The sequence below is a fragment of the Planktothrix mougeotii LEGE 06226 genome (genome assembly GCF_015207485.1).
GTDB lineage: Bacteria > Cyanobacteriota > Cyanobacteriia > Cyanobacteriales > Microcoleaceae > Planktothrix.
On record NZ_JADEWU010000007.1, the window covers coordinates 44,400 to 62,017 of the forward strand.

The window sequence follows — 17,618 nt, forward strand, 5'->3', positions numbered from 1 at the left end:
GCTGTTGAATCAGGTTAAACCTTCGTCGGAATCGGAGGTTGCTCTGTTTTAATCTTGGGGTAGGTACTCGATTTCAGGTAAATTCCTAAAGCCGTTACTATAATAATTAAAACCGTTCCTATTCCAATCGGACTCGGAACCCAGAACATGGCTTCGAGGTGATTAATTTCTCCAGGTTTGAGTGTCCAGATGACCTGTTTTCCGCTAGACTCAATATTGACTAACAACGGTTCACTCGATGGGTCAGAAAGACTGACTGGATTGATTACCGTTGCACCCCAAGGCGTTGTTAATACAAATTGCAGTTCTAATAAGTTCCCTGAACTGATTAATACGTTATCTGAGGTGGAGAGTAAAGAAAGCGATCGCAAATCTAATTCTAAGCTGAGATGATTGCGTAAGGCAAAAATAAAATTATTTTGTTTAACGTTAAAATTTGAAGAAAATTGAGGAAGTTCGATAGTAGATTGTTTCTTGGATTTTTTAGGTTTAAATTCGGCGGGATTAAAGAATTGATTGAATTTTTTCTCTAAATCCTGACCATTATAGAAAGGAATTGTCACTAAAATTTCTTGTTTAGAGAGTCGTTTGGTTTTCCCTTTTAACTGTTTAACCCGTTGTTCCATCGTAGATATCCATTCATCTACAACGTCATGGCTAAAGCTGGTCAATTGTTCTCCTAATTGAATCTTTTGAACAATTTGACCGTGGGTTTGATCCTGAAATTCTACTCCCACATCATATCGAACACAGCCACTTAACAGAAAAATAGCGCAAAAAACAAGGGTTAATTGTTTAATAATTTTGATCATAATTTTATCTCCAGTTATTGTTAAATCCTATTATATAGCGAGTCTTGATCAATTGCGCCAGCGCTAATCCTCTTATTTGTTGGAGTTGTAGGGGAAATTTGAGTAGGAGTTTTTCGGGCGATCGCATTCACTTAAAGATTCTTAATAATGTTGATTTTTTGATAATCCTGTACTATAGAGGTATAGACTCAATTAAGGCTAAGGGCCCTGAATTATTTTTAAATTTCTTCCAGACTATTACTGAGTCAACGGTTGAATGACTAAAATGACGACTTCAGGAGTTGATTTTATGGGGATTACACTCGCGCAATGGCTACCCGAATATGAAACAGGGGATCACCTTGTTGATGAACAACATCAAAGTCTATTTAGTATCATCAATTCCCTGAATAATGCCATGTTAGAGGGACAGGGTGAAGCGTTACTCCAAAAAACCCTTGAGAGTTTAAAAGACTACACAACTGTTCATTTTGATACTGAAGAAGAATTCATGCTTCGCCACAACTATCCGGGTTATCAACAACATCAGATTAAGCATAAAGCTCTCAAAACTCAAGTTTTAGAATTTGAACATAAAAATTACAATAACCTATCTCAGTTAACCATTGAAGTCTCCCACTTTTTAACCGATTGGTTAATTCATCACATCAAAGGTGAAGATCGAAAAATGATTAGATTTTGCTGTCACGGCTATTGGTTTAAGCCTCATTCAGATTCTACTCAGTCCTCCGTTACACTTGCTTCCCAGTTTGAGATTGCCCGTTGGCATTCCAAATATGAAACGGGTTATACTTTGATTGATGATCAACATAAAAGTCTTTTCCATGGGATTAATGCACTGAATACTGCGATGCTGACAGGACGAGCAGAAGAATTAATCCAACGAACCCTCAAAAGTTTGAGGAATTACACCACTATTCATTTTGAGACGGAAGAACAATTTATGCTCCACTATGGCTATCCGGGCTATTCGGAACATAAAGCCAAACATCAACGGCTGCGGGAACAAGTAGAACAGTTTAATCAACAGGAAAAGACAGAATCTAGTTCAGAACTTAGCATCAATGTCTCTCATTTTTTGACCCATTGGCTAATTGATCATATTAAAGATGAAGATCAAAAAATGATTATTTTCCTCCGCCAAAAACGACAAAAGGAACTTATTGTATAAAATCATGCTAATATAGAAATAGTGTCAATTTGGGGCTGTGGCTCAGGTGGATAGAGCAAGCGCCTCCTGAACAATCGGGCACCATGTGGGGAAACCTCGTGAGTGAATGTGGTCAAATTCAAGGAAGCCTAAGTCTGGGAACAGATAAGGTAATCTTGAGCCAAGCTTTACCTCTTATGGAGGAAAGAAGGTGCAGAGACTGGTTCTACAGAATAATTGATTTTATTCTTTAGACATAACGGCCACCACCTACAGGCAGCATCAGCCTAGGGTGAAGGGATAGTCCAGAGAGTGGGGAAACTCACACAAATCTGAAGCGCTAGGTCGGCGGTTCAAGTCCGCCCAGTCCCGTTTAATACATTTCAATCATCAAGAGCCGAGAGCAAGCTGAGACTACCCAATGAATCAGCCTAAAAGTGGTAAGTAGAAATACTCGATCCAGATTTTTGAAATAAAGCTGTAGCTTACGTTACAAAATTTTAAGATTTTGCAGCAATGTCATCCAAATTTTGCGAAAGGGGGGATATAATAAAGGAGTAAGCACAAAAGATTATTAAAAAAAGTCCATGTTGAACAAAAACTCACGCAGAAATTCCGTTAAACTCTCCGATGTCCATCGCGCTAACATCCAAAAAAGATTAGAACATCGCCTAGAAGTTGCTAGAACGAATGGAGATGAAAATCTGATCCGTCTTCTCGAAGCCGAAATGCGCCAAATTTAGAAAGATATTCTGTCAAACAATACCTGCATTCAGCTAGGCAGTGGTGAAACCCAGTCGTGTTAACCTTAGTCCTAGAAGAATATATGATTAAAAATTTCCCCAAAGCCTGGTTGAATCACATCACCAGGCTTTATAGTTACTTTCTAATCCCTTTCTAATTAACGACCCCCGACCACGACATTTTTAATCCGCACATGAGGCCCACCAACACTGACGGGTAAGGGCATTTGTCCCCCTTTCCCACAGCCCCCATTGGTGTAAAGTAAGTCATTTCCTATCCCTTCAATATCTTTGAGGGTTTGAAACACATTGCCACTGAGGGTAACATCACTCACGGGTTCAGCGATTTCACCGTTGCGGATCATATAGCCTTCGGCGGCGGCGAAGGTAAACATTTCCCCGTTGGTTTGCCCTCCCAACATTCTAACGGCATAAACCCCTTCTTCAATATCCTTAATGATTTCTTCAAACGTGCGATCGCCCGCTTCAATCGCCGTATTGGTCATTCGCACAATCGGGGGATAGGTTGCACTTAACGCTCTAGCATTTCCCGTCGGCTTCTCTTTCATTTTTCCGGCCGTTTCCAAATTATGCAACCGTTGAGTTAGTATTCCATCTTTAATTAAATATTTGCGTTGAGCTTGAACCCCTTCATCATCATAACAAATTGAACCGGGAAGGTCAGGAATGGTGGCATCATCAACCACCGTTAATTGTTCAATTCCCATCGGTTTTCCCAATTCTAATAATTCCTGCATTCGGGGATTTTCATAGACAAAATCCGCTTCCGATAAATGACCAAAGGCTTCATGAATAAACACCCCAGCTAAATAGGGATCTAAAACAACCGTATATTGACCCCCTTTAACAGGCTTGGCTTCTAACTGCCGAATTGCCCGTTCTGCTGCACTTTGCACCCGTTCTTCAATACCCTGAAGCACGTTATAATCACACCGAGAGGCAACGGATTCAAATCCTTGACGAATAATACCTGCTTCTCCTCTAGCAACTGCCCCAAATCTACCATTAACATCTAACCGTTCTTGGATGATACAACTTCCTAGGGAATTAACAAAATAAGTCTGACTAAATTGATCGGTATAACTTACAGTAGTTGTTTGAATTCGAGGATCAAAATCTAATAGCAATTGGTTATAATTTTCAATCAGTTGACGTTTTTCTTGGAGCGAAATTCCCCTCGGATCACGTTTCAATTCCACATTAACTTGATCGATAATCCCTTCCACAAGAGCAAGTTGAGTAGTTTCTTCCCCGACTAAATGAGCTTGAGAAATGGCTTCCTCAACACGGTTATTTAACTCATCTAAACCATTAAAAGTCACAAAACTCCATCCTCCCTTCTGGCAAGCTCGAATTCCTCCAGCCAGGGAAAAATTGCGGTTCACGGCATCGATTTGGGAACCTCGATAGGCAATAGCCGTTGATTCACTTTGTTGTAACCGAATTTCTAGGTAATCCACCTGATTTTGGTAGATTGCCATCGTTGTCAGTAGCCGATCTTGAATTAAATCCACAAGCCCAATCCCTTTTAACAGTTATGCCCCAATTCAAATCAGGGTGTCTTTATTTTAGTGTTTCTGGGATTTTAGGGATGGGAAGACTCGGAGCATCAGGACTCGGTTACTCGCCACCCGCCATGAGTTTTTGTAAGGAACTTAAGCCTTTTTTCACCCGACGAGAAACCGTGACGGAACTAATTCCCAAACGTTCTGCGGTTTCTTTTTGGGTTAAATCATAGAGGAATACAAATTCCAACACTTTTCGGGTTCCGTCTTCTAATTTAGCTAAAGCTTGCTGTAACCGAATTTGATCTTCTTGAGCTAACTGAAAACTACGATAGCGACTATCGGGAACTAATTCCCCTAAACAAGTTGTCCCTTCTTCTTCATCTTGAATGGGAGCGTCTAAACTGAGTAAAGAACGATTGCGGTTAGCCAGTTTAACTTCGTTCCATTCTGCTACCGAAATCCTCAATACTTCGGCGACTTCGGCATCGGTGGGGGGTCGTTTCAGTTCTAAATGCAGTTGTTGAATCACCTTCAAGGATTGCCGTTGCAGAGTCAACCATTGACGGGGAACTCGAACCGAGGGGCTTTTGTCTCTTAAGTAGTGTTGAATTTCACCCCGAATATAGGGAATTGCAAAGGAACTAAAGGCATGACCTTTAGACAAATCAAATCTTTCTATGGCCCGAATCAAGCCGATGCACCCGACCTGAAGTAAGTCTTCATAACTTTCGGTACACTGGTTTACCCAATGGTGTACCTCCTTACGCACTAATCCAATATTTAACTGGACAATCCGGTTACGGACATCCTTAGAAGGAAACTGTTGATATTGGCGTAACAGTTCCAAACTTTCGCTTCTGGGATAGTTGATGACTTGAGTAGGCATGACAAGATCCTGCGTTGGTAGGGCTGGCTAATGAGTTCAGTATCAATCTTGACCACACTCGGCTTAATATGGGAAGTGAGGTTAGAGGGGAGTACCTGGGAAAGACAGAACGCTTAACCTAGATACTACAGTCAATATGGGGTCGAGGCTGTGCACTAAACGAGGACTTTGGGGAAGTACCCTGGAAGCCTAGCTTGAATCAATTTATACAGATTAAGGGCAACAATATACTATTTTAGCTCTACTTCTGGGGTTGACACAAGATTTTTATACAAATTAATGGATTGACTTAATCATCAATAGACCCTCTAACCGCGACTCCTGATTCAGGAAAGCTGATCAGAGCGGAGTATAGGATCTGGGTGTCGGAAGATAGAGGGTTAAAGTGTTACCCCTGACCCGTTAACCGTCAAGCCATTGTCAAGGGATGGTCAACGATGAACGGGAAATAAATAACCGTCAATCCCCCTGTCTTCCAACCTCAAAGTCTCTCATGAAGAGATCAATTTATGGATAGGTTAGCTTAGACGGCAGATTCAATGCGACCATAGAACACACCCCGAACTTTGACAGCCAAGGCTTCTTTGGCACCTAAGTCGTCATCAGAAGGCTGTTCACTTTCAAAAATGCCAGCAACTTCTCCAGTTTCGCCGTCAATTTTAGAAACTTGTAAGGAAATACGACCCGCTTTGACCTTTGTATCTGCTAACTTGACATTAGCCGATGTTAAACCTTCTTCATCGGCGGTTGCGGGTAAAGCCACAGCATTATCATAGCCAGAAGCCACCCCACGAGCTTTAGGATCTAAGAAGTTAGCACCTCGATAGGAGGGAACGTTAAAATCTCCACTTAAATCCGTAGAGGTATTGATACTGCTGACTGGATTTTTAGAGCTGGCGACTAAGCCTTTAACGGTAAACAGGAAAGGAACTTCCTCACCACCGGGTAATAAAACGGTAATGGGTTGGAAATCAATTCCATCTTTTTCTTGAAAGGTTAGTTTTCCATCGGAACCAATCAGAAGATTACCACTGATTTGATCTAAGCTATAAGTGAAACGAGTTAAAAGACGACCCGGAACAAATTCAGCTTCTTTGCGTTTATTGCTGGGTTCTTCTTTCACAAAATAGTTGGTGGGTTGCAGACACAGACCACTCAGACTATAGGATTTCTTCGGATCAAGAGGAATAGAACCTCGTGCTGTTTCCGGTAAGGTCGGACAGTTTACAGCTAATCCTGTATTTCTAATATCATCATAGGTCAGTAACTTAGGATCTTTGGCTTGTGGGCCATCAGAACAAGCGGTGATTACAGTTAAACAGATTGCTAACAGTGCAGCAACCAAAGCGCGATATCTCATTGTCAACCTCAATATCCAAAATTGATATGTGAAATTAGGATTGTGGCGTTGAAATCGTTTTCGGCGATAAAGCCACAAATGGGAACACTTCTAGGGGTGCGTTCTCAAACTCCTCGGTCTAAAGACATAAGGACTTTTGCTTCAACGGGGTTAGTCACGTTGAATCAGGGAGCTATTGGGTAGCTGAAACATAACCCAATAGAGATTTTACACGGCTTGTGACTCTTTTTTTTACCACAAGTACAAATTCGTTCACTCGCAAGCAAAAGCGGGGTGGAATCTGGGGGAAGAAGACGGGAGACAGGGAACAGGAGATCAGTTAAACTACTTAAGTTGACGCAGGCGATCGCAATCTTGAAGTGGGGGTCTGCCAATTTATGGAGAGAAGAACGTTTTAATTGATTATGGATAGTCACACTCAATTGGATTTATCAGCGTCGTTAACTCAGCTTGAATCCTTAGCGGATGAGGTTTGGACATTGGCGAAGACGGCGGAAGGAAATAGTCTGGAGCTTTTGGCGATACTCAGAATTTTAGAACAGTTACACCAAGACATTCGAGATAGTCTGTTTCAGCAATCTTTACCCGATAATCGTCAGCAACTTTATCATTTATTGCGAGAGATTGAATCCCAAGGCGGGTGGCCTTATATTCCCCGCAGTTCTCTCAAATCTGTTATGGAACACTTACAGAAGGAGTCTCCCGTCATGGGTTTAGAGGAAGTATCTGGACAAGAGGAAATTCAGGGATAGGCTGGGGAAAGAGAAGGTGAGTTTACAAGAAATTGAGGGAGTTGGCGGCGAGAAAAACGCCATCTAATGCAAAGTCATCAACATTTAAAACTACAGCCAAGATTTCCTGAGTTTGAACGAGGACAATCACGGTATCGTTCACTAAACCATCGCCTTCATAATCCATTAATTGTTGATAGTTTAAATCAGCATGGGTTAGCCCATCTGTTAATGCAATTTTATCATTTTGGCTAAACCATTCAAAGTCGGCAATCACATCAACTTGCTGTGGGTTGGAGTTGGCTTCATCAGTTCTGAGAATAAAAATATCACCGCCTTCCCCTCCTGTTAAGGTATCAATTCCTAAATCCCCTGATAGAATATCTTGTCCGGCTTGACCGAAAATTTGATCGTCTCCTTTACCGCCATATAATTGATCAGTTCCGTTTCCGCCATCAATGAAATCATTGTCCAGATCTCCTCGAAGAAAATCATCTCCGGCTTCTCCAAAAATCTGATCATTTTGTTGACCACCAAAGACTTGATCATTTCCCTCGCCGCCATAAATGCTATCTTGACCTTGATTAGCAAAGATATTTTCATTATCGATACTTCCGGTAATTTGATCGTCTCCGGCTAAACTCCAAAGTCCATCGGGATAGTTTGTTAGTTCTCCTTGAAATAAGGTAATATATTCGGAGGTATCACTTGCTAATAATCGCAGAGAACCATCGGGGTCAGGAATTAATTGAACTGGGGAAGAAAGTGAAGTCATAGAAGTAATATAAAATCCTCTACTAATAAAAAAATTAATAGTTTGTTAACAGGGTTTCAAATCTAATTCTACGCAATATTAGGAGTTTTTAATTCTAATAAAACCCTTTCTATTGCTTTCAATAATTGACGAACTTTCGCTAAATCTTTATCACCGGGAGAACGTTCAACGCCACTTGAAAGATCAATCCCATCCGGTTTTAACTGTTGTAAGGCGTCCTGAATATTATCAGGGGTTAATCCTCCAGCGAGAAACCAAGAACAAGGGGGAGAAAATTGTTGTAAACTTTGCCAATCTAAGGTGTGACCCGTACCCCCTAACTGTTGAGGGTGATAGGCATCTAATAAGAGGGTATCAATAAAGTTAAAATAGTTTTGGGTTTGGAGTAAGGTTGCTTGAGATTGAATGCGGAACGCTTTGATTAATTCTATTTGGGGTAAGATTTGACGTAAGCGATCGCAAAAATCTGGGGATTCATGACCATGAAGTTGTACACCCGTTAATCCCGTTTCTATCACGGTTTGATGAATTTGCTCTAAACTGGCATTGGCAAAAACCCCAATGGTTTGAACAGCGTTCGGTAAATCCTTTAAAATATTGCGAATTTGTGCCGATGTGATATAACGAGGGGAAGAAGGCACACAGATAAACCCTAACACAGTCACACCCAGTTGAGCGATCGCATACCCTTGATCCGGTTGGGTAATTCCACAAATTTTAATTCGCATTCATCCTTTTCCTATTGAGTTTACGGTCTGATTCCGGGTGGCAATTCGTATCAAAATTTTACATGAAATATTAACTTTTTCAACAAATTAGACGTTTTTACAATCAGATTTCTATAATCCTGAAAGTTAAAGACGGTCATTCCTCAACGGCTAACGATTAGGAAAAGATCCAGTCCATTCCTTGCAATTAACAAATTTGTCAATTCATCAGGAGATACAAACTTGATTTACACTTCTTTACTAATGTCGATAAAAGGGACAGTTCCCACCACCGTTAATTGGTCTCCCAGCGTGGCAATTGTTATGATTGTCTGTAACTTGTTAGCGATTTTCATCGGTTTCTACGCCATTTCTAAAGAAAATCGGGGCAAAGGGCCAGATTTACCCGGTTTACCTCGGATGTTTACAGGATTTGGAGTTCCTGAATTATTGGCAACGGCAAGCTTTGGACATATTTTAGGGGCTGGGGTAATTTTAGCATTAGGTAACGCTGGAGTTTTGTGATCGCAATTTCCCCAGCAAAGTTAAAAACAATCAGGAAATTTTAGCTGTCCTGAAATTTTCTCTGTTATTCTCGGTTCAACCTTCTAACCTGCCCATGCGAATTAAGCGCAGGCTCAAGAATTAACAGCTTGCGCGATTCGCGTTATTAACAATAACTTCAAGAGCTTGAGGTTCTTGATACACTGTTAACAGGGAGGCTAAACCCACCTTATCTAAACGGAGTTAAAGGCATCTCATGCAGGCAGGTTGGCGGATTGGATCTTTATTTGGAATTCCACTCTTTGTTGATTCGTCTTGGTTTGTGATTGTTTTGTTATTTACAGTCGCCAATCGCCAAGATTATTCTCAATGGGGGCCGAATTTATCTTGGATTGCGGGGTTAGCGATTGCATTGTTGTTATTTGCTTCAGTGCTCTTACATGAACTTGGCCATAGTTTAGTGGCTCAATCCCAAGGCATTCGAGTCAATTCGATTACCCTTTTTCTCTTCGGTGGGGTTGCTTCCATTGATGAAGAATCTAAAACACCGGGTCAAGCGTTTCAAGTAGCGATCGCTGGCCCTATGGTGAGTTTTAGCTTATTTTTTATTCTCAATCTGGTTGTCCAATTTTTACCCACTTCAAGTTTAATTTATTCCCTGATTCAAGAATTAGCGAGAATTAACTTAGTTTTAGGCATCTTTAATTTAATTCCAGGGTTGCCCCTCGATGGCGGACAAGTCCTCAAAGCAATAATCTGGAAACTCACCGGAGATCGGTTTACCGGAGTCCGTTGGGCTGCAAAAACAGGTCAATTTTTAGGAATTTTAGCAATTTCCCTCGGCTTATCAGCAGTTTTATTTGCTAAAAGTTATGGTGGATTATGGATTGCTTTAATTGGCTGGTTTGTGTTACAAAATGCGGGTTCCTATAATCGCCTCACGGATTTACAAGAAGCCTTAGTTAAGATTAAAGCCGTCGATACAATGACCCGTGAATTTCGAGTTGTAGATGCTGATTTAACCTTACGTCAATTTGCCGATGAGTATTTAATTGGGGCTGATGTGGTTCCCGTATATTTTGCCGCCTCTAATGGTCGCTATCGCGGGTTAGTGTCAGTTGAGGCGCTGCGAATCATTGAACGGAGTCAATGGGATATTCAGAAATTACATCAAATTATTCAACCCCTGAATGAACTGATTACCGTATCGGAAAAAGCCTCATTAGTTGAAGTTATTAATACTATGGAAGAGAAAGAACTCCGCCGGATTACCGTATTATCTCCGGCTGGAGCCGTAGCAGGGATGATTGATCGGGGGGATGTGGTACGATCTGTGGCAAATTATCTGAAAGTTCCCATTTCCGAAGCGAGTATTCGCAGTATTAAAGAAGAAGGAATTTATCCTCCAGGTTTGCCATTAGTGACTTTAGCAAAAACCCTGACTTCAAGTTATAGAAACCCCTCAGAAAGTTAGGGCGTTAATCATGAATTTGACTCCTGAATCTTGATTAAGATCAGGCTGTGAGGACAGGTAAATCTGTTGAATTAAAAACTCCGTTGTCCTTGATCTTCAGAAGGAAGGGTATTATTAGCCGGAGGAATTTGAGGGACAAAGGGATTAGCGTTATCCGAGGGGGGGATAGAAGGAGTTAAAACGGGACTATCCTGAGACGGAAGACTATTAGGCGGGTTGGGTAAGGGGGGCACAATGGGGGGTAAAGCATCGCCAGAATTAGGCGTTGTTGGGGCAAAGGGAGGCTGAATATTAGACGGATTGGCAGGAGGAGTTACGCTAGGATTTAAGGGGTTTGTGGGCGGTTGAATTTCCTGAGAACTGGGTAACGTCGCCAGGGCGACCCGTTCCCCACCAATTGCCCTCAAACGATCTAAAACCCGAACAACATCGTTGTAACGGGCTTCTTTCGGGGCATATAACACAATTAAGCCACTGGGATTCCAACGACGAAATCGTAATAAGGTTCGGTCTAATTGATCTTGGTTAACAGGTTGTTGCTCAATATAAGTTTGTCCAGCCGTATCAATCCCCACAATTAACATTTTTTGCATTTGGGTTTCCCCGGTACTGGCTTTAGGTAAATCCACATTAATCGCTTGTTGACGAGTTAATTGCAAGGAAGCCAAAATAAAGAACGTGAGAATACAAAACACCACGTCAATTAAGGGAATTAATTCTATTCTGGCTTCATCAACGGTTGAATCGGTTCTAATTTTCATAAAAGTTTTGTGATTAATGTCTTGTTTTTTTCAGGGTAAAGGTAGTATTAGCTGTTAAAATCGTTTATTTTTTATCTTCTTCCTCATCCAAAACCTCAGACGGTTCTCCCGGTTTAATAATTTTTTCGGGTTCTACCGAAGCATTATGATTATTGTCTCGGTCTACGAACAAATGTTTGAAAATCGGTTCTTCTGTTTCTGCTTCCTGTTCTTCTTCGGCTTCAGTTTCAGGAATTTGTAACTGAGATTTGGCATAGGGCCAATTTTGACGATACAGCAGTTCTAATTCATTTCCCGCTTTGCGGAAGATTTTAGCTTGACCAAACATTAAACCCTGAAAAAATCGATAAAAAGCCAAACTCAAAATGGCAACAATTAATCCCGTTGCAGTTGAAATTAAGGCTTCCGCAATTCCCAAGGTGACATCCGAAGCCGATGAAGTCCCAATATCTCCTAAGCGAATTGAACCCAAGGAGTTAATTAACCCTAATACGGTTCCCAAGAGTCCCAATAGTGGGGCCATGGCAATCACCGCCTCAAAAACTTTGTCTCCCCGACGCATGAAGGCTAATTCTTCATCGGCTGCGGCTTCTAAGGCTAAACGAAATAACTCCGGGTCTGGAGACTGTAACCGTAGGGGTGCATAGAGAAACCGTCCCATGGGTTGATTGCTGGATTGTTTGGCAATTTGATGGGCTTTTCCCCATTGTCCTCGCCGCGCCGAATCAATTACTCGGTTGACGATTTGCTTTTCTTTGGTGAGGGTGGTAATCCAAAACCAAATGCGTTCTACAATCACAGTCATCGATAAGATGGATAAAATCAGCAAAGGCCACATTGCTGGCCCACCCTTAGCAAAAATCTCTTGGATATTCATGGAATTGGCACAACCTCCTAAAAACCGAACCCCTACAACTGTATTAGATGTGCAGGTAATATGGCGAATAAAAGCCAAACCCTTTCAATTTTGCCATTCTCTGGAGCGAATCGCTAGTCTAGTCTGTGCCCTGTTCCCTGCTCCCTACTATAGAAGACCGCAAGACTTCTGCTAGGGAAAATCAGGTTAAGTTAAAATTAGAATTGCTCTGTCTATTTTTCCGCTCTGTTCTTTTTTTAAACATCCATCATGATTAAGCGACGAATCTCGAAAGTTTGGATTTTGCCAGCGATCGCGTCTGGGGCTTTGTTGGTGGGTGTATTTTTCCCCCTCACTCAATTTCAAGAGTGGAAAAAATCATTCCAGCAAACTCCGGCTTCTGTTTCACAAATTCCTGAATCGGAAGTTTTAAAACTGGCTTTATTGCCTGTTTCTCAACGTCAACCCGAATTAGAAGCGATCGCCAAAACTAAAAATGATTCCCTAGAAACCAGTCGGGCGCGATATTTATTAGCCAGCGATTCTTTAAAGGAAAACCCGGAAACGGCACTTAAATTATTAGAAGGATTAGAGAAAGATTATCCCTTATTGGCGGGTCAGATTTTAGTTAAACGGGCGCAAGCTTATGAACAAATGGGAGAGCCGGAAAAAGCTGAAAAAACTTGGCAGGAACTGTTAGCGAATTATGGTGATCAACCTGTTGTCGTCGAAGCGTTATTTGCTTTAGGAAAAACAAATCCTCAATATTGGGATCAAGCGATCGCAAAATTTCCCAGTCATCCCCGCACCCTAGAAATTGCTCAAAGTCGCCTGAAACAAAATCCGAACCAACCTGACTTATTGTTATTAATTGCCCAACATGGATTATATTTAAAAGACTATGGAACTTATTTAGAACAATTAAAGGCAAAATTTGGCAATCAACTTACACCGGAACAATGGGAAATTATAGCTTTTGGCTATTGGGAAAAACAAGATTATGGGAAAGCGGCGATCGCCTATTCCAAAGCCCCAAAAACTCCTAAAAATCTCTATCGTCATGGCAGAGGCTTATGGTTAGATGATAAAATTCCTGAGTCTCGAATTGCTTATCAACAGTTAATTAATACCTTTCCCAATGAGATTGATCCCCAAGGAGAAGATGCCGGATTTGGTTTATTAAGATTATCCAGACTTTCCGATCAAAAAGACGCTTTAGTGTATTTAGATCGAGTGATTTCTCAATTTCCCCGCCATGCAGCCGAGGCTTTATTAGATAAATCTAAACTCTTAGATCAAATGCGATCGGAAAAATCTGCTTCAGAAACTCGTCAACAATTACTCAGCCAATATAGTGAGTCTGAAGCCGCCGCCCAATTGCGTTGGGAACTGGCCCAACAAGCAGTAAAAGCCGGGAATTTACAAGTAGCATCCGACTGGGCTAAACAAGTTTCACTGAAGAATCCTGATAGTGAATTTGCTCCAGAAGCCACATTTTGGGTGGGGAAATGGGCAGAGAAAATCGGCAATTCTCAAGAGGCAAAAAAAGCTTATGAATATTTAATTGTCCGTTATCCTTCCTCTTATTATGCTTGGCGTTCTGCGGTGCATTTAGGATGGCCTGTAGGGGATTTTACCACCGTTCGACCCCTCTCTCCCCATGTTGAACATCCTGAGATTCGAGAAGTGCCTCCGGCGGGTTCTAAAATATTACAAGAACTGTATGCGTTAGGGCAAAATCAAGACGCTTGGACGCTATGGCAAACGGAGTTTAAAAATCCGATGCAGCCTTCGGTTTCTGAACAATATACCGATGGGTTAATGCGAATGGGAGTGGGGGATAATTTGGATGGAATTTGGATGTTATCGAGTTTAAATCGGCGAGATGATCCCCAAGAGCGATCGCAATATTTAGACTTAAAACAAAGACCCGCTTATTGGGAAGCATTATATCCTTTTCCCTATTTAGAAACCATTGTTAATTGGTCAAAAGAACGGCAATTAAATCCGGTCTTAGTAACGGCTTTAATTCGTCAAGAATCCCGATTTATGCCTCAAATTAAATCTGTTGTCGGGGCGACGGGATTAATGCAGGTGATGCCAGAAACGGGGGCGGATGTTGCTAAACAAATTAAATTGAAGGATTATTCCTTAGAAAATGTCAATGATAATATCAATTTAGGAACCTATTATCTGGATTTTACCCATCGAGAATATAACAATAATTCAATGTTAGCCGTCGCCAGTTATAATGCTGGCCCTGGTGCGGTTTCAGATTGGCTGAAACGATTTGGTTTTCAAGATCCTGATGAATTTGTAGTCAAAATTCCTTATCCTGAAACCCAAGGTTATGTAAAATCGGTGTTTGAAAATTACTGGAATTATCTCAGAATTTATAATCCCGATATTGCTCAACGTTTACAAGAACATACTGCTAATTATAAAAATTAAGGAGGATTTATGGAATCTGGAGCCTCTTCTACCTTAGCTGTTGCTCAACAAGGGTTTGATCGACTTCAGCAAGGTTTAGTGACTGGACAGTGGGAACCTTTTTTAGAAATGGTGATGGAAGATTGTACCTTTTCTTTTCCTGCGGGCTCCTACAAAGGCGTTAATCAAGGGAAAACAACGTTAGCCAAGTTCTTAAATTATGCCAGTGAATGTGTGTTTAAAAAGAGTTTAACGTTAACGTTACAACGGATAACTTATAATGAAACAACGGTGGTTTTTGAAGTGAGTTCAGAAGGTGAAATGTGGGATAAACCTTATCAAAATCAAGCCGCTATTGTATTTGATATTCAAGGCGATCGCATTTGCAGTTACCGAGAATATTTAGGTGTTATTTTTACCTTACCTTCCTAATCAAACGTAGTCAGCCCTTCAGGGCTGTCTGGATTCAATCATAATAAAGAGGGCTGAAGCCCTCACTACAACTAGAGGGCTGAAGCCCTCACTACAACTAGAGGGCTGAAGCCCTCACTACAACTAGAGGGCTGAAGCCCTCACTACAACTAGAGGGTTTATATTAACTGATCACTGTTTTCGGTTAATCGAATTAAACGAATAAATCGACAAGGATAACCAGAAACATGACTTTTAAAGCTTCCAATTTCTTGAAATCCGGCTTTTTGATAAAATGCGATCGCTCGTTGATTTCCAGCCATAACAATTGTATAAGCGGGGGAACCAATTAGCTTTAAAGCTAAGTTTAATAACCGTTTACCAATGCCTTGATTTTGATAATCGGGATCGATATATAATAAAGCAATACAGTTGCGATCTATTGCAACAAAACCAACAATTGTTTTCCCTTTACAAGCTACAAATTTATCATAAACATAGCAAATTTGATTCCCATTGGGATTGTGCGCTAGAGGGGTCATCGCCCTTAAATCACAAGATCCCAAAAATTCCGCAGGTTGAGCGCGATCATGAACACGACAAATTAGTGGCCAATCTTGATCTAAATAAGGGCGAATTTTAATCATTGTTGTTGATCATTAAACAAATTTTGGGCGTTCTAAAGCTTCCGAAAATAAGGTTTTAAATTCAGCTTTTTGGGTTTCTGATGTCATCATTTGTTTCCAGGTTTCATAGAAGAAAAATGATGTTCCTGCAAATTGGCGATCGCGGGTTAGTTGGATTTGTTCTGTTACAGTAGCAAAGGACATCGGTTTAATTCTGAGTCCCGTTAAAATCCCAATACTCACAGGAATATGGCTTTTGGCTTCCAAGAGTTCAGGACGTTTTAAATCGGCTAAAAAGCCATTCATATCCTCTCGATAGACTTGTAAGACTAATTCTTCTAAATAGCCTTCCTGTTCCCAGGTTTTCCAATCTTGTAAAAACTGAGAATAAGCATACAAATAAGGATTAGGAGATAAAGATAGAATACAATTCGGTTTATAATCTTTAATCACCCAGAAAATTCGAGTTAAAAATTCTGTGATTTTTTTTGCCCTCCAACTCACCCAATTTGCCTCTTTAAAATCCTCTGGAGGAGTTGAATTTCCCGTTTCTTTCTGATATAATTTAACAGTAAATTCATCATAACCTAAATCAACAGGTAAACCAAAGTGATCATCCAGTTGAATGCCATCAATATCATAGTTTCTGACGACCTCAATGATTAATCCTAAAATAAATTGTTGAACTTGAGGATGAAAGGGATTTAACCAAACTTGATTAACTTGACTTTCTTGATAACCTTTTGTCCCATCTTGACGACAAGTAATCCAATGGGGTCGTAGTTCTGCAATTTTAGAATTTGGGGGAACCATAAACCCAAATTCAAACCAAGGAATCACACTCATATTTCGTTCTTTGGCTAAAGGAATCATTTCTTGAAGAATATCTCGATCTTTTAATTCAGGAATTGGATCAATTTTAATTCCCGTAAATCGTTCCATTAAAACACTGGGATACAGGGTATAACCGTCATTCCAAACCGTCGGATAAACGGTATTAAATTTGCATTCGGCTAATAAATTAAACGCTTCTGTTAACGCATTTTTAGAGAACAGAACATCACTATCAATATTGGTTAACCAAACTCCTCTTAATTCTCCAGTAGGAACAGGGAGAACAGGAGGTTTCACAATATATTGTTCTGGAATGGTTAAAGGTTCATTTTGTTGACGCAATGCTTGACAAAAAAACACCGCTACTTCCCCACGAGTTGCAGGTTTATTGGGGTTTAAAAGTTTCACCTCTGGATAATTCACCACTAACCCAGATTCAATCGCCGCAGCAACAGCAGTTCTAGCATAAATTGGGATATCTTTAGCATCATTTAAGCTTTCATTTAAAGTTTTAACAATAGATTGAGTGGGTTCATAATTTAATCCCTTAACTAAAGCCACTAAGGCTTGAACTCTGGGAATATTTTGTTGGGGTTTAAAACTTTGGTCTTCATACCCACTCATAAACCCAGTTCGATAGGTTTTTTGAATCACACTATAGGCCCAAAATTGCGACGAAACATCCTTAAATTCGATGGGTTCTCGATTCTCTAAAAGTTGAGGAAAAGCTTTAATCAGCATTGTAGCAAATTCGGCCCTTGTGACGGGTGCATCGGGTTTAAAGCTGCCATCTCGATAACCTGTGATGATGTTTTTATTGGCTAAATTTTCAATACTGTCTTTAGCCCAATGAGTGGTTATATCTGTAAATTTTACCATAAGGAATTCAATTGATCAGGAGTTTTCAGTTGAGGAAGAGATCGGTTATAGATTCCAGTTTCAGGGTTAATCTTTCAGAACAAAACTACACAATAATTTAATTTTGTATCAAATTTCATCCTAAAAGAATATAATATAAGTCAGAATTTT

The 17,618-nt window shown here is 40.5% G+C and carries 17 protein-coding genes; 7 read left to right on the top strand and 10 right to left on the bottom strand.

From position 1 onward, the window contains the following. Positions 1-14 precede the first annotated feature (14 nt). On the bottom strand, positions 15-812 hold the full coding sequence (locus IQ236_RS05100; protein ID WP_228041427.1) for a DUF3153 domain-containing protein: 798 nt from the start codon (positions 810-812) through the stop codon (positions 15-17). A gap of 256 nt (positions 813-1,068) precedes the next feature. On the opposite strand from IQ236_RS05100, the gene IQ236_RS05105 reads away from it, so the two are divergent. After that, positions 1,069-1,983, top strand: a complete 915-nt coding sequence (locus tag IQ236_RS05105) for a bacteriohemerythrin (protein WP_193868262.1) — start codon at positions 1,069-1,071, stop codon at positions 1,981-1,983. Between the two features lie 569 nt (positions 1,984-2,552). Then, positions 2,553-2,705, top strand: a complete 153-nt coding sequence (gene pirA, locus IQ236_RS05110) for an arginine synthesis PII-interacting regulator PirA (protein ID WP_437126747.1) — start codon at positions 2,553-2,555, stop codon at positions 2,703-2,705. 158 nt (positions 2,706-2,863) lie between these two features. Here pirA and IQ236_RS05115 read toward each other — a convergent pair whose 3' ends face one another. The 3 genes from IQ236_RS05115 to psbO form a co-directional block, all read right to left on the bottom strand. Beyond that, a complete protein-coding gene (locus IQ236_RS05115) occupies positions 2,864-4,207 on the bottom strand; it encodes a TldD/PmbA family protein (protein ID WP_228041436.1) in 1,344 nt (447 codons plus the stop codon). Between the two features lie 139 nt (positions 4,208-4,346). After that, positions 4,347-5,120, bottom strand: a complete 774-nt coding sequence (locus IQ236_RS05120) for an RNA polymerase sigma factor SigF (protein WP_193868263.1) — start codon at positions 5,118-5,120, stop codon at positions 4,347-4,349. A gap of 523 nt (positions 5,121-5,643) precedes the next feature. Next, the gene (psbO, locus tag IQ236_RS05125; protein ID WP_193868264.1) at positions 5,644-6,480 is read right to left on the bottom strand and encodes a photosystem II manganese-stabilizing polypeptide; all 837 of its coding nucleotides are present in this window, start codon (positions 6,478-6,480) and stop codon (positions 5,644-5,646) included. 404 nt (positions 6,481-6,884) lie between these two features. Between psbO and IQ236_RS05130 the strand changes: the two genes are divergently transcribed. Continuing rightward, on the top strand, positions 6,885-7,232 hold the full coding sequence (locus IQ236_RS05130; protein ID WP_193868265.1) for a hypothetical protein: 348 nt from the start codon (positions 6,885-6,887) through the stop codon (positions 7,230-7,232). A gap of 22 nt (positions 7,233-7,254) precedes the next feature. Here the strand turns inward: IQ236_RS05130 and IQ236_RS05135 are convergent, their stop codons facing one another. Together IQ236_RS05135 and IQ236_RS05140 are read right to left on the bottom strand one after the other, a co-directional pair. After that, positions 7,255-7,986, bottom strand: a complete 732-nt coding sequence (locus IQ236_RS05135) for a calcium-binding protein (protein ID WP_193868266.1) — start codon at positions 7,984-7,986, stop codon at positions 7,255-7,257. Between the two features lie 68 nt (positions 7,987-8,054). Next, entirely contained in the window at positions 8,055-8,714 is a 660-nt protein-coding gene (locus IQ236_RS05140; protein WP_193868267.1) for a phosphoribosylanthranilate isomerase, read from the bottom strand. 222 nt (positions 8,715-8,936) lie between these two features. On the opposite strand from IQ236_RS05140, the gene psaK reads away from it, so the two are divergent. Both psaK and IQ236_RS05150 read left to right on the top strand, forming a co-directional pair. After that, positions 8,937-9,218 (top strand): photosystem I reaction center subunit PsaK, encoded by a 282-nt coding sequence (gene psaK, locus IQ236_RS05145; RefSeq protein WP_190516009.1) that lies wholly within the window; start codon positions 8,937-8,939, stop codon positions 9,216-9,218. Positions 9,219-9,453: 235 nt separating this feature from the next. Beyond that, a complete protein-coding gene (locus IQ236_RS05150; protein ID WP_193868268.1) occupies positions 9,454-10,671 on the top strand; it encodes a site-2 protease family protein in 1,218 nt (405 codons plus the stop codon). 71 nt (positions 10,672-10,742) lie between these two features. Here IQ236_RS05150 and IQ236_RS05155 read toward each other — a convergent pair whose 3' ends face one another. Continuing rightward, positions 10,743-11,432 carry an ExbD/TolR family protein gene (locus IQ236_RS05155; RefSeq protein ID WP_190516012.1) on the bottom strand — a complete coding sequence of 230 codons (690 nt, stop codon included), beginning with the start codon at positions 11,430-11,432 and terminating at the stop codon, positions 10,743-10,745. A gap of 64 nt (positions 11,433-11,496) precedes the next feature. Further along, positions 11,497-12,309 carry a MotA/TolQ/ExbB proton channel family protein gene (locus IQ236_RS05160; protein ID WP_193868269.1) on the bottom strand — a complete coding sequence of 271 codons (813 nt, stop codon included), beginning with the start codon at positions 12,307-12,309 and terminating at the stop codon, positions 11,497-11,499. A gap of 249 nt (positions 12,310-12,558) precedes the next feature. On the opposite strand from IQ236_RS05160, the gene IQ236_RS05165 reads away from it, so the two are divergent. Both IQ236_RS05165 and IQ236_RS05170 read left to right on the top strand, forming a co-directional pair. Next, positions 12,559-14,739: a transglycosylase SLT domain-containing protein gene (locus IQ236_RS05165; protein WP_193868270.1), complete on the top strand. Its 2,181-nt coding sequence runs from the start codon at positions 12,559-12,561 to the stop codon at positions 14,737-14,739. 9 nt (positions 14,740-14,748) lie between these two features. Further along, on the top strand, positions 14,749-15,150 hold the full coding sequence (locus IQ236_RS05170; protein WP_193868271.1) for a nuclear transport factor 2 family protein: 402 nt from the start codon (positions 14,749-14,751) through the stop codon (positions 15,148-15,150). 158 nt (positions 15,151-15,308) lie between these two features. Here IQ236_RS05170 and IQ236_RS05175 read toward each other — a convergent pair whose 3' ends face one another. Both IQ236_RS05175 and IQ236_RS05180 read right to left on the bottom strand, forming a co-directional pair. Then, positions 15,309-15,776 (bottom strand): GNAT family N-acetyltransferase, encoded by a 468-nt coding sequence (locus IQ236_RS05175; RefSeq protein ID WP_193868272.1) that lies wholly within the window; start codon positions 15,774-15,776, stop codon positions 15,309-15,311. A gap of 12 nt (positions 15,777-15,788) precedes the next feature. Continuing rightward, positions 15,789-17,468, bottom strand: a complete 1,680-nt coding sequence (locus IQ236_RS05180) for a glycoside hydrolase family 10 protein (RefSeq protein WP_193868273.1) — start codon at positions 17,466-17,468, stop codon at positions 15,789-15,791. Between the last annotated feature and the right edge of the window lie 150 nt (positions 17,469-17,618).

Coding starts and splice junctions, on each gene's coding strand:
- IQ236_RS05160 (WP_193868269.1), bottom strand. CDS start 12,309: ATGAATATCCAAGAGATTTTTGCTAAGGGTGGGCCAGCAATGTGGCCT.
- IQ236_RS05105 (WP_193868262.1), top strand. CDS start 1,069: ATGACTAAAATGACGACTTCAGGAGTTGATTTTATGGGGATTACACTC.
- IQ236_RS05165 (WP_193868270.1), top strand. CDS start 12,559: ATGATTAAGCGACGAATCTCGAAAGTTTGGATTTTGCCAGCGATCGCG.
- IQ236_RS05140 (WP_193868267.1), bottom strand. CDS start 8,714: ATGCGAATTAAAATTTGTGGAATTACCCAACCGGATCAAGGGTATGCG.
- IQ236_RS05115 (WP_228041436.1), bottom strand. CDS start 4,207: ATGGCAATCTACCAAAATCAGGTGGATTACCTAGAAATTCGGTTACAA.
- IQ236_RS05180 (WP_193868273.1), bottom strand. CDS start 17,468: ATGGTAAAATTTACAGATATAACCACTCATTGGGCTAAAGACAGTATT.
- IQ236_RS05170 (WP_193868271.1), top strand. CDS start 14,749: ATGGAATCTGGAGCCTCTTCTACCTTAGCTGTTGCTCAACAAGGGTTT.
- IQ236_RS05120 (WP_193868263.1), bottom strand. CDS start 5,120: ATGCCTACTCAAGTCATCAACTATCCCAGAAGCGAAAGTTTGGAACTG.
- psbO (WP_193868264.1), bottom strand. CDS start 6,480: ATGAGATATCGCGCTTTGGTTGCTGCACTGTTAGCAATCTGTTTAACT.
- IQ236_RS05100 (WP_228041427.1), bottom strand. CDS start 812: ATGATCAAAATTATTAAACAATTAACCCTTGTTTTTTGCGCTATTTTT.
- IQ236_RS05175 (WP_193868272.1), bottom strand. CDS start 15,776: ATGATTAAAATTCGCCCTTATTTAGATCAAGATTGGCCACTAATTTGT.
- IQ236_RS05150 (WP_193868268.1), top strand. CDS start 9,454: ATGCAGGCAGGTTGGCGGATTGGATCTTTATTTGGAATTCCACTCTTT.
- IQ236_RS05130 (WP_193868265.1), top strand. CDS start 6,885: ATGGATAGTCACACTCAATTGGATTTATCAGCGTCGTTAACTCAGCTT.
- IQ236_RS05135 (WP_193868266.1), bottom strand. CDS start 7,986: ATGACTTCACTTTCTTCCCCAGTTCAATTAATTCCTGACCCCGATGGT.
- IQ236_RS05155 (WP_190516012.1), bottom strand. CDS start 11,432: ATGAAAATTAGAACCGATTCAACCGTTGATGAAGCCAGAATAGAATTA.